The sequence below is a fragment of the Rhodophyticola porphyridii genome (genome assembly GCF_003688285.1).
GTDB classification, from domain to species: Bacteria; Pseudomonadota; Alphaproteobacteria; order Rhodobacterales; family Rhodobacteraceae; genus Rhodophyticola; species Rhodophyticola porphyridii.
Genome location: NZ_RCNT01000010.1, coordinates 83431 through 96455, shown reverse-complemented (window position 1 = coordinate 96455; position 13025 = coordinate 83431). Strand labels below are relative to the sequence as shown.

Sequence of the window (13025 nt, the reverse complement as noted above, 5' to 3'; positions counted from 1 at the left end):
AAAGGGGCGCATCGCTGCGCCCCCGAATAATCGATCTTTGCTAATCGACCTTCAGCCGAAGACGTTCACCAGCACGAAGATGGCGAAAATCGCGAGCGCGATGCCCACCAGCGTTTCGCCGAAGGTGGATTTCGGCTTCTTGTGAATGTCGATCTGGCCGACCTTTTCACCGAGTTTCTGAGCCATGGGATTACTCCTTGGGGTTGATGCAGCGCGAGGCTGCGATGGAGCGCGAGGCAGCAAGTCACCGCCTTGCGCGATTGGATTCAGATGAACCGATAGAGCGCACCTGAGATGAGGGCGGTCAGCGCGAAGTAGAAAATCGCGCGGGCGGGGATGAAGACGAGCAGGAAGGTCAGAACCATCCAGAGCAGGTCGTAAAGATCGGCGAACTGTGATCCGTAATGTCGCGAGAGCATCTGCACGACGTATGGAACCGTGAGACCATAAAGCGGCGGAGCTCCGAACATCGCGGCGATGAAAGCAAGCAGGGTTGCGAAGTTCATCAGCGAAGCGTTCGCAACGCTCCCGTTGTTTTGTATCGGATTGGCCATCATGCCTCCTTCAATGAGAATTGGTGCGCGGTGGTGCGGCTTGAGATTGGAATAAAGCGAGTCGGCATGCGTTCCGGGCGGAACAGCCTCGATTTGCACGGTTTCTGATTTGCGAGGTCAGAACACGGCGAGGCGGCACTATCACCCAGTGCGAGGCCCTAACCGGATGCTTCGCCCTAAGGAGTGTCGCAACGATGCGCACCCGCTCCCAAGCCTCCTTGCGAATGCGGGGCAAACGTCCGGGAAGACAGCGTGTGTTGCAAAAGACGCCGTACCACCGAGCGTACGGCGGGTCGTCGTTCTCTTTCCCTTCCGGGTATTCTAGGGCGCTCAGGTGCAACTCGCGCACTTGCCCAAGCGAATCCACAAACTGTCCTGGATAGTCCCTCAACCAGTTCCCAAGCGTATCGGGCCACTGACGGTTCGGGATGTGAAGATCGAAGGCATGTGATCTTACTGCTCTGATGAACCGGTCGTCAGCGATCTCCAGGTCCGTGGCAATCGGACATCGTAGCTTCCGGCAGTAGCCCCGGAACTGGCACTCTCGGCAAAGCCTCATCGGTCGCTCCTTAGTATCAAGGTGTTGCTACGCCTTGATTCTTAGGGGGAAATTCGGATCCTCATGAGTGCCAGAGTGTTGCATCCTTGTTGCATTGTGTTGCAAGTTCCAAACTATGAACCCACGGGATGACGCCGAAGTGAAAAGAGAGAAGCGTGATGCGCTGTCTCGGTACCTCGTAGAACGTATGGGTGCTTTGGGATACGCCGACGATACTCTAGCCAAGGCCGCAAAAGTCAGTCGAACTACCGTTTTTCGAGCGCGGAACGGGCGTACCTACCCTAACAACAACACGCTGCACAAACTTCTTGTGGCATTAGGCGGAGCAAACGGCGTTCAAAGTTTTTTTGAGTATGCCAATCGGCAGGCAAAACTTGATCGAGAACACAGCTCTAATCCCGACCAAGCCACGCGCAGCACAATGGCACTTTTCCGGGACCAGAGAAGTCGAGAAGATGAACTCAGGGCCGGGGCAAAATTCTTTAACTTCGATCAGTCATACCAAAGCAGAATAAAGGACAGCGACTACTTTCCGAATTCATATTTGAAAAATACTTTGGAAAAATGCGACGAGCTATTCAAATCGAAAGTCTTCTCTGTAAGTCCACATTCTGATAACCCAACAAGGTATGCACTTAGGATCATACCCAACCACATAGAACGCATGAATTTCGTCTCTTCCAAGATTGTTGGTCAAGAGTCCTACAAACACCTAGGCCCGTTTCTAGGAGATATGCTAATCGACTATGCGGATGTAGCAGCCCGCGCGATGGAACTTGAAAGCAGTATTGCTGCCACTCAGCTTGCAGAAGAAATTTACCTCATATTTCTTGGACGGCTTTCGGAAGATCGTTTCGAGGCCATGATTCAACGAGCAAGAGCGTACTCGCAGACATACAGGTTTGATCTTGCAAGGGACTGTTTTGAGCGAATAGTCGAAGAGGTTGAGAGCTGGACCGACGCGCAAGTATTCTCCCTCAGTTTCCTAATCGAAGATATTCTCGACCCCTGTATTGAATTTTTCCAAAGCCAACAGGACTTTGATCGTCAGCTTGATATCTATCAGCTCAAGCTTAGAAAAACCGTCACTCAGCACTCTCGTCCTGAATTATCTCATCTTATTCCAGATGTATTGCCTCAAATGATTTTTGACATCATTGAGCACCAGATGGAAATATGGGATCAGGATGATGCCGAAGAGAAATACGATGCCGCAAGAACCTTTGATGATGTAGAAAAGAACTTTGGGCGAAGAGTTCGGGAAAAGTTGGAGCGACTTCTTTTGCTGAACGAAGTCGAGCTTTAGCTTTAGAGCTCGGGTTCTAAAGTTAGGTCTGGAGAGGGCATTTTGAGCGCGTCAGCCACAAAAAATTGAAAGTTGGCCGCGATATTCGATTCTGGATGCGATAGCATCACTGCCGAAATTTTTGAAGCCGCGTCGGGTTCTGACAGATGCTCGATGTCCAGCTCGTACCTAGAAATCGCCTCATCTACTGTGTTTCCGGGGTGCCAATCCCCAATTTCGACCGCAGCCGAACCGTATGAATCAATTGCAATAGATAAAGTCCAGGTCGGGCGTCCAGAGCTGTTCAAGTTCTTCGATACAAGCCCTAAACCTCGACTTCCAAGCGTGTCCCCATCAAGGAACCTTGGGTCCCACTTGTAATCTTTGCCAAACGGGGATTGTAGGAAACTGTCGAGCATGCGCCTCACTCGATCATTTACTTTATCGAAATGCTTTATTCGTTTTCCAAGACTGTCTAGTTCGCTTGATGCCATCAACTAATATATCATTTGTCGATTGGCCGACGCAAACTTTTCTATTTCCCTTTTGCCTACGCTGCCAACCTCGGTCTTCCGGGCAAGCGGCCTTGTTTCGCGGCCTCGGCCATGCCTGCCAGTGTCCGCTCGCGGATGATTTCACGTTCAAGCTCTGCGACGGCACCAAGGATATGGAATACGAATTTGCCCATGGCAGAAGATGTGTCGATCTTCTCAGTCAGGCTTTCGAAGTAACAGCCGCGCGCGGTTAATTCGTCGTTGAGGTCGATCAAATGCCGCAATGAGCGGCCCAGCCGATCAAGTCTCCACACAATCAGCGTATCGCCGCGTTCAAGCGCACCGAGCGCCGCCTCTAGGGCCGGGCGCTCCGCTTGCGCCCCCGAGACGCCAAGCTCCTCGAAGATTTCCGTGCAGCCCGCTGCCCTAAGCGCAGAGACTTGTAAGGCGAGGTTTTGTTCCGCCGTTGATACACGCGCATATCCAATTGTCTTTGGCATGAAGTGTCCTTTCTAAATCAATGGGTTGAGTCAAACGACACGTCCCGATTCACCCGAGACGACCGCTCACACCCGTCGATTGGAAAAAGGACCCTTTTTCGGTTCTGGCCTCGTGGCCTGCCATAGTGGGTCTTCTCGCCCGCCAAAATCACTGAAAATCAGTGAGTTAACTTACAAAACGCAACGTACCACATTCTGATCTTGAAAATCAAGAAAAAGGGTCCTTTTTCTCAAGCGTTTTCAACGGGTTGACCCTGGATGAAAGCCCGCTTCGACCAAGGGATTGAGGCTCATGGTAGCAGAAAAGCTCAGATCGAATTTTGCGGGACGCGCGTTCGCGGCCACGCTTGCGGGCCTGACCGCTGCTATCCCACTTGCGGCTTCGGCTGAGGATACAACCCCGGCTGCTGCTAGCTATGATTGCGGGGCAATGGACGCGGAGCTTTGTGAGTTTTCCCGGCAGGCAAACGCTGCACGGCAATATGCGGCGGAAAACCAAAGCGTCGCAGTTCTATTCCATATTGGTGATGATGTACTGACACGGGATGATAGCGAAGTTCTAATGGGAAGAGTTGAAGCTCATTTTGAGCAGCAATTTGCAAACCTCGGCATTGACGCTGCGACGTTCACAAGAACAAACGCAGGAACAGCAGCAACAGGTTTAACGTTTCATTACGGCCACCTTGTTTTTCAGGGGCCTGAAGGTCAGATCAATCTCAATCTTCAAGAAGGCATGGATGCAATTCCTCAAGTTGCGGAGCAACTAGGTATTTTGCGTCAGACTCAGCAGGCAAGCCTTGAAGGTCCGGCCTTAGCAGACGGTAGTTAAGAGAACATATCGAGTGCAGAGGCGTTGGCAGCGACATCAACAGTCGTACCCAAATCTGTATCTGATCCGAGCTCGCGATCATCCTCCAAAGCTATGTACAGTTCCTGATCGTCACCTTCTGCGGCAACAGCCGCCGCAAACTCCACTCTTAGGCCCCCATCCATAACGCCTTCAGCACGCAACTCTGCCTCTGCTTGTTCGATGGTCATGCCTGAAGCACGAGCAGCCTGAACCTGTGGCATAACTTCACCGAGGATGCGCTGGTATTCGTACTCACCAAGAAAGAAGTTTCCGATTGCGCTGTCCGCATATTCTGGCAGGAGGTCTCCGTCATCGTCGGTGATGGCGTCGAGTACATCGCGACCGACCCGTCTGATGTAGTCAGCCTCGCTTTCACCGTCATGTCGCTCCGCCGCCTCAGGGCCAAGGATTTCTTCAGCCCAATCTTCCAGTGATCGACCTGTTTCTTCTTCCATGCGACGACCGAAGCTTAACGCTTCATCGTCGTCCATTCCGCCAAAGAACTGTCCAGAAATAAAGCCCCCGACACCGTTCTCTGCCAAAAGCATTACGTAGAAGGCTGTATCATTTGCGCGCTCAGAGTCGCGCTCTGAAACAGCCGCTTTGCTTTCTCGGGCATCGGCCACGCGCTCGGCAACACCACTGCGCACACCATCACGGCTCCCGGAAATAATCCCGTCGTGGTTCTCGATTGCTTCTGAGGCCGCACGTGCAGTGATCACGCGGTTCGGTGAACTCGCCGCATCTAAATCGTGTGCGCTCAATGCGGGATCGAGAACGATCCCCATATCGGCGATATTTTCAGAAAAGAGTATCTCTGTACCCGGATCGACAATCGATCCGATATTATCCCTGAAAAGCTCTTGAGCTGATCCCCCTGCCATATCCTTTTCTTCGGCCACACATGCCTGAAGTCCCTGTCATTTGTTGGGTTCGAGACGGGCTTGCACGTTCATGCAGTGACCTATCCCCACACAGTCGCGGTCTCTCTTGAGCGGAGTCCTCGCGACTAATTTCCGTTAAGACTACAAGAGTATGTTTAATATTATGTAAATAGATAAAATTTGAGGAAAATGCGGTCTAAAGTTTACCGTTCCTTAATTTTTCGAGGACGGAAGAGAGGAAATTATAATGCTTCTTCTTGAGGCTCTTTTGCTGTCCGCTTGCTACGCGCGCGACGGTGATGTGGGATAGATCGGAGGGAGCTCCAAGCGCTGCCAACGCCTTCATCGTGGATAGATGGTGGAAACGATCCAAGAGCTGTTGAACGCCAGACGCAAAGCCATCATCAACCAACACCCGGCGGACATCTTTCTGGTGCGTATCAAGCGCGAGGCCCGAGCGTGAAGCATCCTCCAACACGGCAATGACAGCATTGTAAACGGTGCTGACCACTGTGGCTTGAGACTGGCCGCTCATGATCGCATTCACGCGACCTTGTGAGGCATGCTCCCACCCTGGGAGCTTCGCCCTCTCGATATGATTGCGGACAGCCGTCGCACCCCAGCCCGTTCTCTCGGAAAGCTCGTTCACTCGGTCTTTCATTGCTTGTGTAAAGGGCTCGCACTCTGACGGGGGTCTCTTGGCCATGAGCCAGATCATACCATCGAGAGCATTTCTCTGCGCGTATGTGCATGGCAGCATAGGATACTCATCCACATTTTTGTTGCAGGGCTAGAAAGACGTTATCTGCGAACCGCAAGATGTGCGGTGTAGTACACCGCAATCTTGGCAAGGGAGCCCGCTGCGCGCTCCCGTTGCATCCCTCCGGCCATGGCTCTTCCAGGGTGTTGAACCCATTGCAGAGCCAGCAGACCGTATCGTCGGTCAAACACTCGCAGGAGACTTCGCTCTTCCTGCACCCATCGATCCTTTCAGGAAGATCAGGGGCTATCGCGCCCCTTGAAACCCACTCGTGGGACTTGGAGACGTGCCTCTCCACCTGCACCGAACCATGCACGAACGACTGGCCGTTCGATCACCAATCAGGGGAGCCTTCGAGCTCCCACCGATACCCCCATGAGGACTTCATCCAGACCAATTCATGGAGACCAACCCTGCGCGGATTGGATGGCGCCATCTTGCCGAAGATGGAACACGATTGCCCCGCCGACGACAGGGCCCTTGACAGGCCGCATTGGTGCCATCAATGGACGTCCATGGTGAACCAGCATTCTTCTATCTTTAGTAGATTGTTGTTGCCGGAACACCTGATATGGTGGCAATATGAAGCTTTCGCGAACCGTATTTTGAGATCATGCACGTATGGAAGCCACGACCCTCGATTTCGAAAATGCCGTCAAAGATCTAGCATCGGCCACGATTCTGACGGCACAAGAGTTCGAGAATGGTCCCAAGATTGACCCGGTTCTTGTAATCCAGACTTACGATTCTGGCGTTTGGGAGACCTTCATCGACGAATGGATTCACTCACTCAAGGATGAATATTTCAGCGTGATGAGACCAACCGGGCCAGGCGACAAAGGCATCGATGTCGCGGGCTTCACAGATGACAAGAAGCTCTTGGGAGTATGGGACAACCATCAGTGCAAGCATTACAAAAACCCTTTGAGCTTTGGCGTTGTCGCGCCGGAGATCGGCAAAATCCTATGGCACTCCTTCAACGGGGTTTATGTGGCTCCGAGGTCATGCGCATTCATCGCCCCCAAAGGCCCGTCGACCACCCTCGATTTACTCTTGGCGAACAGCGACAATCTCAAGACCGAGGTGATCGAAAAATGGCAGAAGATGATCGCCGACAAGATCACGACTACGCAGAGCGTCGAACTAACCGGCGACTTTGAAACCTACGTCAATGATTTTGACTTTTCGATATTCTCGGCACCCGCTCCAAGAAGCGTGATCGAAGCACACAAAAAGACACCGTATTATCCAGGTAGGTTCGGAGGCGGCTTGCCTTCCAGGCCGGTTGCGGAATCACCGCCCGACGAGATTGAGCCCCATGAAATCGCCTATACAAAAAAACTTCTTGACGCCTATGCGGATCACAAAAGCCAATCAATTTCATGCGCTACCGATCTAAACGCCTGGTCCAACCTGAAGGAGCATTTCGGACGCTCTCGGGAGGCATTCTATCACGCAGAATCCCTGCGTGTTTTTGTCCGGGAAAAGGCCGATCCAGGAACATTCGAAAGCCTCCAAGATGAAATATATGACGGCGTCGCAGACACTTGTGAAAGTGACCATGCGGATGGGTATGCACGGGTCGTCGCAGTAACTGACTCCGCACAGTCGCTGGCTCTTGATGCTCACCCGTTGAACAAAAGCGCACTTCCAAAAGACCGCAGAGGAATATGCCATCAGTTGGCAAATGATGGGAGGCTGACATGGAAAAAGTAGACCGATTGTCGCCAGACCTCCCTTTCAACGGGCCCCTGGAAACCGGCATTCGCGCAGTCCTGAACCTGTATGCTTGCTTCCCTAAAGCATTGGATATTCAACGATTGACAGCATTGGACTATCTCATCGTCAGGACAAGTGTGCTGGACGGCCCTCCTGATCTGCACCCTGCGACTCCAATTGTCAGCCCGATCACGCAGGTTCGCCGTAAGTCAGTGCACGCCGCGCTACGCCTGATGATCTCCCGTGAACTGGTGCAACAAGTGGCGACAGAAAGTGGTATTTTCTATCGTGCAGGGGAATCCTCCAAATTTTTTGTTGATGCATTGCAGTCGTCCTATATCCGGCAGTTGATGAACCGAGCCAGTTGGCTAGCGAAGTATTCCGATCAATTGGACGATCAGGAATTCGACAAGCAAATGGACCAATTACTGGAAAACTGGGTGTCTGAGTTTCAGGATGAATCCGGTGCAGCAGGAAGTGTTTAATGAATTATCTTGGATTTCAGATCAGTAGCCTGTCCTTTCACGGTCCAGACCGGGAACCCGCGATTGTGTCGTTTCAGTCGGGCCTGAACGTGATTTACGGCGCTTCGGACACCGGAAAATCTTTTGTCGTTGAAGCGATAGACTTCATGCTCGGGGGAAAGGGGCCTCTGACCGACATCCCTCAATCCAGCGGCTACGGTCAGGCAATGTTGGCGATGACTTTCGAGGATGGCAGCGAACACACGGTACGACGGAGCATGGATGGTGGCGCGTTTGAGATTTTTGAAGGGCTTTATTCCGATGCTTTGCCCGAAGAAGAAGGGCGCATCCTTTCTGAGACCCACAGCGAACGCGACGAGGACAACCTTTCTGCGTTCCTCCTGTCCAAGATCGGGCTCAGCGGAAGAAAGGTCAAAAAGAATGCACGGGGCGATACTCAAAATCTGAGCTTCCGTAATCTTGCTCGCCTCGTCGTGGTGAATGAAGAGGAAATCATTCAAAAGCGCTCCCCGCTTTCCGACGGTAACTATACGGCGGATACTGCCAACACCTCTGTTTTTCGAATGCTATTGACCGGTGTTGATGACTCGGCACTTGTCGCGCAATCCCAGCGAACCCCTGCCGAACAAAAGGCTGAAGCTCAGCTTGAACTTTTGGACCAGCTTATTGCTGACACGCAAAAGCGCATCGCAAAAATCTCCGGCTCGAAAGACGAGCTTTCCAAGCAGGAAGAGCGCTTGGACTCTGCACTTGCAGTGCGTTCAGAACAACTCTCCACTTCTGAAGCCCACTTCAGGGAGCTATCGTCAAATCGTCGCAAACTGATGGCCAGAAGGGAAACCAACCGCGCGCGTTTTGCAGAGATTGCTACACTTTTAGAACGCTTCAGACTGCTGAAGCAACACTACAACTCTGATCAGGAACGTCTTGTCGGAATTCAAGAAGCCGGAAATATTTTTTCTACCCTAGAGGTCGAGACTTGTCCCATTTGCGGGGCACTGCCGGAACATCATGACCCCGATGCGATCTGCGATGGAAATGTTGACATCGTCGTTAAAGCGGCTGCATCCGAAATACAAAAAATTGAGGACAAGGAAAGGGAACTGACCGGCACAATCAAGATTATGGACAAAGAAGCCAAAGCCCTTGAGAGAACCCTCCCGAAGATTGATGAACGCCTCGGCGAGTTGTCGCAAGAGATTGAGGCAGTCGTTTCTCCGGACCTGCGAAAACTACGCGCCTCATATAAGGAACTTGCCGACAAACGTGCCAATGTTCGCGAAGCAATTGGCCTCTTTGACAGCCTTGGTGATTTGGGCGAACGCCGAGCAGCTTTGGAGGCTCTTACTGCCAAGAAAACCAACGATTCTTCGGACAGTTATCGGCTGACTGCATCAATGGTCGAGCCGTTTTCTGCGATGGTTCAGACATTGCTCGAACGCTGGGAGTTTCCGGGAACCCGAAGGGTTCATTTCGATCTTGAGGCCAAAGACCTCGTGATTTCAGGCAAGCCCAGAACGTCGTTTGGCAAAGGGCTTCGCGCCGTAACCCAGACTGCTTTTTCGCTTTCATTGCTGGACTATTGCGTTGCCAACGATCTACCGCATCCTGGCTTCGTCATATTGGATTCCCCATTGCTTTCGTACAAGGAGCCTGAAGGTTCGGAAGACGACTTGAGGGATACCAACCTCAACAGTAAATTTTACCAGCATCTGCTCACTCTGTCCGGAAACAAACAGGTCATTATCATTGAAAACACTGACCCGCCATCAGATGTTGAGTTGGGCTCTCGGGTCGAACATTTTTCTGGCTGGGAAGATGAAGGACGCTTTGGCCTCTTCCCGTTGCAGTAGACCGCTCAGGACAAAGTGAGAATCCATCACAAGGCTCGTCCACGCTATCGGGTTGACCTTGCAGCTGTCACTACCCTTGCCTTGCTTTTACCAAATCAACAAAACCGGATACATCCATCAGCCAGTCTTGCTGGGCTGGCAGGTAGGAGCCATATATCGGCCTTGGAACCACAAGTTGCAGTCTTTCGGCCTGCATTTCAGCAGTCTGAGCTTCTGAAATACCCGGCTGCAACGTGACGAGGTGCTTTTCCTCGATCTTGTGCGCTTCTGCCAGCACCTGTCGCCAGCGATCCTTGCAGCTAGTCTTGGCCCCGAGCATCGTCAGCAATGCGGTGTTAAAGCTGGCATCATGGTATTCGGCTTCACCGGGAAACAGGAAATCCGGTCCGTTGCGTTTCTCAGTTGTTGCCTCACGTTTGTGCTGGATCGCGTGCGCGTGGAAAACGGCTTCAATGTGGTGACCAAAGGCCCAACCAGCACGCGATTTTCTGCGGTTCTGGACGCCAAGAGAGAATTTCAGGAATCCGTCAACATCCACGTCAGCTTTGTCAGCAAAGCCCTTTTTCAGGCGATCCGCCACGATGTGACGTTCAAGGTGTCGAAACAGGGCCTCTTCATGATCCATCCAGTCGACCAGTGCCTGATCCGGATCATCAACCGGATCAGCGGCTTCAGCCGTATCGCGGGCAAATTGTGAGAATTCGGCTGTCGGCGGGAATCCAAGGCCGTAGCGGTCGAGGAGGATTTCAAGGGCGTCCGGTTCCGGCTCTTCGAGATCAATGCCCAAAGTATCCAGCACGGCTCTTGCCGCAAAACCGAGCCTGATGCTCTCATCAGGAGCAAGGACCTTTGCACTCGCCCTCGTGCCCACGAGGTCCAGTCCAAACAGCCAGAGAAGTTGCTGAGTGATTGTTGTATCCGCAGGGCAAAGGATAACAAGCAGGCCATCGTCATTCTTTTTTCGTGCAATGAGAAGCAGATCACCTGCTTGCGCCTGATGCACGACAGCTTCGGATTCTGCGGCGTAGTAAAGATGAAACTCAGCAGATCGGTCAGGGTTGTTCCTGCGCACATCGCTCCAGGTGCAAAAAGCCTGCATGGAAACCGGCTCTTCGTCCTCTTCATCGGTCAGCCAGAAAAACGTTGCCGGATATGTGATCTTTTCCTCGGGCGTTCCAAGGAACTGGCGGAAAGCACTGACACCCTGAAACTCATGCTGGTTGGAGCGCGCATTGTTGATCTCAACTTCTGTAAGGTATTTCGCGCCAGCTCCTTCAAAAAAATCGGCCAGAATTCCGAACTTCATACGGGCCTCCCGGCGATCTCGCCTTCAAGGTCATCTCCCCTGATCCAGGCAGTGACCTTCGTGAACAACTCATCCAGATTGATGCGGTATTTGCCTTTCAGTGCGCATTCCCAGATCACCAATACCCGCCAGCCAGCATCCAGCAGGGATTTGCGAATCTCTTCGTCCCGCTCGCGGTTGCGCGCAAGCTTGGCCTTCCAGAAGTCGGGCCTTGTGGACGGCATCTTGAACAGATGACAGTCATGGCTATGCCAGAAACATCCATGGACAAAGATAGCCGCACGATAGCGGGGCAAAACAAGATCGGGTTTGCCCGGAACCTTTGATGAATGCAGACGAAACCGGAAGCCTCTTGCGTGCAGGCCTTTGCGGATAACAAGCTCGGGCTTTGTATTCTTGCCCCTGATACCTGACATCATCCGGCTGCGGGTTTCCTTATCGACAATGTCAGGCAACAGCCCGGTCTTCCTCTGCCTCTTCCAGCGCAGGCGTTTCGGAGAGAATGAAGGGGTGCATGTGGCGCGCCACGGCCTCGACAACCGGAACAACGACCGCATTGCCGAACTGCCTGTAGGCTTGCGTGTCCGAGACCGGGATTTCGAAGGGCTGATTGCTACCGGGCTCTTCAAAACCCATGAGGCGTGCGCACTCCCGAGGCGTCAGGCGGCGCGGGTTTTTCTTGCCGCGCTGTTTGACAAGGATTTCTGATCCGTCCTTGAAATACCGCGCCGACAGGGTGCGCGCGACATCGCTTGGCCCGACAAGACCAAAGCCAAACCCGTTCCCTTTGGCTCTATGTTTTTCAGCGTAGTTTTGCAGGTAGTCCCACAGGTGGTCGGAGAGCGTGTATTTATCGATGACTTTTGCCTTACTGCCGGCAGTGAAACGGTCTTCCGGCGCTTCCGAACCGTCCTCAGGATGCAGGATGCTCTCAAGCCTTGGGCCTGACAGCGGATCAGGAATATCGAGCGCATCAAAGTCAAAATCGTTGTTTTCACGAAAACCGACAATAAAGATGCGTTCCCGGTGCTGGGGTACAAAGCCCTTCGCATCAATGACGCGGTACTGAATGTTATAGCCAAGTTCCTCGGTTAGGGCGCGGCGGATAACATCAAAGGTCTTGCCGCGATCATGGCTGACAAGGTTTTTCACATTTTCGAGCAAAAACGCCTTCGGCTGGTGATACTCGATGATCCGGGCGACATCGAAGAAAAGCGTACCTTGCGCATCACAGCGAAAGCCGTGTTGACGGCCAAGGGCGTTCTTTTTGGAGACACCGGCAATCGAAAACGGCTGACACGGAAACCCGGCAAGCAGCACGTCATGGGCAGGAATGCTCTCGACCGGCACTTTCGTGATATCTCCAACCACTTCGTGATCGCAGGTATGGTTTGCTAGGTAGGTCTGCACCGAGTACTTGTCCCACTCAGACGTAAAAACACACCGGCCACCAATCGGCTCGAATCCTTTTCGCAAGCCTCCGATACCTGCAAACAGATCGATGAATTTGAATTCTCCGGATGCTTGCGGCTTGCCGGCGGCGGCCTGACGCAGGATTTCAAGAGCAGCTTTACGCGGTGCGCCGTCGCCATTTTCCCACCGGTAGATCGTGCGCTCGCAGTATCCCAGCGCTTCTACTGCTTCGGGGATGGTCATACCTGCTTCCTGTCTCAGTCTGGAAAACTCGTTCATCGGGGTGTTTGCCTCTTTTCTGCTCTGGGAATCATTCTGACATGTTGGCAAAAGAACATCAAGAGAACATAAACGATATAGTGG

Annotated in this window: 14 protein-coding genes; 5 read left to right on the top strand and 9 right to left on the bottom strand. The window is 52.6% G+C overall.

Features of this window, described 5'->3' with window-relative positions:
* Positions 1-51 precede the first annotated feature (51 nt).
* Complete coding sequence (locus D9R08_RS19555; protein WP_267898160.1) at positions 52-186, bottom strand: hypothetical protein; 135 nt, start codon at positions 184-186, stop codon at positions 52-54.
* 80 nt (positions 187-266) lie between these two features.
* Complete coding sequence (locus D9R08_RS17200) at positions 267-506, bottom strand: hypothetical protein (RefSeq protein WP_158599035.1); 240 nt, start codon at positions 504-506, stop codon at positions 267-269.
* A gap of 722 nt (positions 507-1228) precedes the next feature.
* Between D9R08_RS17200 and D9R08_RS18980 the strand changes: the two genes are divergently transcribed.
* Complete coding sequence (locus D9R08_RS18980; RefSeq protein ID WP_147450722.1) at positions 1229-2419, top strand: hypothetical protein; 1191 nt, start codon at positions 1229-1231, stop codon at positions 2417-2419.
* A gap of 2 nt (positions 2420-2421) precedes the next feature.
* On the opposite strand, the gene D9R08_RS17190 is transcribed toward D9R08_RS18980, so the two are convergent.
* The gene (locus D9R08_RS17190) at positions 2422-2892 is read right to left on the bottom strand and encodes a hypothetical protein (protein ID WP_158599034.1); all 471 of its coding nucleotides are present in this window, start codon (positions 2890-2892) and stop codon (positions 2422-2424) included.
* A gap of 56 nt (positions 2893-2948) precedes the next feature.
* Complete coding sequence (locus D9R08_RS17185) at positions 2949-3392, bottom strand: recombinase family protein (RefSeq protein WP_121899306.1); 444 nt, start codon at positions 3390-3392, stop codon at positions 2949-2951.
* A gap of 292 nt (positions 3393-3684) precedes the next feature.
* Between D9R08_RS17185 and D9R08_RS18975 the strand changes: the two genes are divergently transcribed.
* Positions 3685-4221, top strand: coding sequence for a hypothetical protein (locus D9R08_RS18975; RefSeq protein ID WP_147450721.1), 537 nt, complete (start codon positions 3685-3687; stop codon positions 4219-4221).
* Here D9R08_RS18975 and D9R08_RS17180 read toward each other — a convergent pair.
* Together D9R08_RS17180 and D9R08_RS17175 are read right to left on the bottom strand one after the other, a co-directional pair.
* Positions 4218-5144 carry a hypothetical protein gene (locus D9R08_RS17180; protein WP_147450720.1) on the bottom strand — a complete coding sequence of 309 codons (927 nt, stop codon included), beginning with the start codon at positions 5142-5144 and terminating at the stop codon, positions 4218-4220. The two genes, D9R08_RS18975 and D9R08_RS17180, sit on opposite strands and share 4 nt — an antisense overlap.
* A gap of 178 nt (positions 5145-5322) precedes the next feature.
* Positions 5323-5775 (bottom strand): hypothetical protein, encoded by a 453-nt coding sequence (locus D9R08_RS17175; protein WP_147450719.1) that lies wholly within the window; start codon positions 5773-5775, stop codon positions 5323-5325.
* 732 nt (positions 5776-6507) lie between these two features.
* Between D9R08_RS17175 and D9R08_RS17170 the strand changes: the two genes are divergently transcribed.
* The 3 genes from D9R08_RS17170 to D9R08_RS17160 are packed head-to-tail and all read left to right on the top strand — an operon-like array spanning position 6508 to position 9943.
* Positions 6508-7602 (top strand): ABC-three component system protein, encoded by a 1095-nt coding sequence (locus D9R08_RS17170; protein ID WP_199709420.1) that lies wholly within the window; start codon positions 6508-6510, stop codon positions 7600-7602.
* Positions 7590-8090 (top strand): ABC-three component system middle component 2, encoded by a 501-nt coding sequence (locus D9R08_RS17165; RefSeq protein ID WP_121899303.1) that lies wholly within the window; start codon positions 7590-7592, stop codon positions 8088-8090. The genes D9R08_RS17170 and D9R08_RS17165 overlap by 13 nt, the downstream gene beginning before the upstream one ends.
* Positions 8090-9943, top strand: coding sequence for an SMC family protein (locus D9R08_RS17160; protein ID WP_121899302.1), 1854 nt, complete (start codon positions 8090-8092; stop codon positions 9941-9943). Before D9R08_RS17165 ends, D9R08_RS17160 begins: the two co-directional genes overlap by 1 nt.
* 70 nt (positions 9944-10013) lie before the next feature.
* Here D9R08_RS17160 and D9R08_RS17155 read toward each other — a convergent pair whose 3' ends face one another.
* From D9R08_RS17155 to dcm, 3 genes are read right to left on the bottom strand one after another with little or no spacing between them, the layout of a single operon-like run.
* Positions 10014-11249, bottom strand: coding sequence for a type II restriction endonuclease (locus D9R08_RS17155; protein WP_121899301.1), 1236 nt, complete (start codon positions 11247-11249; stop codon positions 10014-10016).
* Positions 11246-11704 carry a very short patch repair endonuclease gene (locus D9R08_RS17150; protein ID WP_199709418.1) on the bottom strand — a complete coding sequence of 153 codons (459 nt, stop codon included), beginning with the start codon at positions 11702-11704 and terminating at the stop codon, positions 11246-11248. The genes D9R08_RS17155 and D9R08_RS17150 overlap by 4 nt, the downstream gene beginning before the upstream one ends.
* On the bottom strand, positions 11697-12905 hold the full coding sequence (gene dcm, locus D9R08_RS17145; protein ID WP_325048903.1) for a DNA (cytosine-5-)-methyltransferase: 1209 nt from the start codon (positions 12903-12905) through the stop codon (positions 11697-11699). Before dcm ends, D9R08_RS17150 begins: the two co-directional genes overlap by 8 nt.
* Positions 12906-13025: the final 120 nt, after the last annotated feature.

Coding starts and splice junctions, on each gene's coding strand:
- D9R08_RS17165 (WP_121899303.1), top strand. CDS start 7,590: ATGGAAAAAGTAGACCGATTGTCGCCAGACCTCCCTTTCAACGGGCCC.
- D9R08_RS17160 (WP_121899302.1), top strand. CDS start 8,090: ATGAATTATCTTGGATTTCAGATCAGTAGCCTGTCCTTTCACGGTCCA.
- D9R08_RS17170 (WP_199709420.1), top strand. CDS start 6,508: ATGGAAGCCACGACCCTCGATTTCGAAAATGCCGTCAAAGATCTAGCA.
- D9R08_RS17190 (WP_158599034.1), bottom strand. CDS start 2,892: ATGGCATCAAGCGAACTAGACAGTCTTGGAAAACGAATAAAGCATTTC.
- D9R08_RS17185 (WP_121899306.1), bottom strand. CDS start 3,392: ATGCCAAAGACAATTGGATATGCGCGTGTATCAACGGCGGAACAAAAC.
- D9R08_RS19555 (WP_267898160.1), bottom strand. CDS start 186: ATGGCTCAGAAACTCGGTGAAAAGGTCGGCCAGATCGACATTCACAAG.
- D9R08_RS18975 (WP_147450721.1), top strand. CDS start 3,685: ATGGTAGCAGAAAAGCTCAGATCGAATTTTGCGGGACGCGCGTTCGCG.
- dcm (WP_325048903.1), bottom strand. CDS start 12,905: ATGACCATCCCCGAAGCAGTAGAAGCGCTGGGATACTGCGAGCGCACG.
- D9R08_RS17155 (WP_121899301.1), bottom strand. CDS start 11,249: ATGAAGTTCGGAATTCTGGCCGATTTTTTTGAAGGAGCTGGCGCGAAA.
- D9R08_RS17200 (WP_158599035.1), bottom strand. CDS start 506: ATGAACTTCGCAACCCTGCTTGCTTTCATCGCCGCGATGTTCGGAGCT.
- D9R08_RS18980 (WP_147450722.1), top strand. CDS start 1,229: ATGAACCCACGGGATGACGCCGAAGTGAAAAGAGAGAAGCGTGATGCG.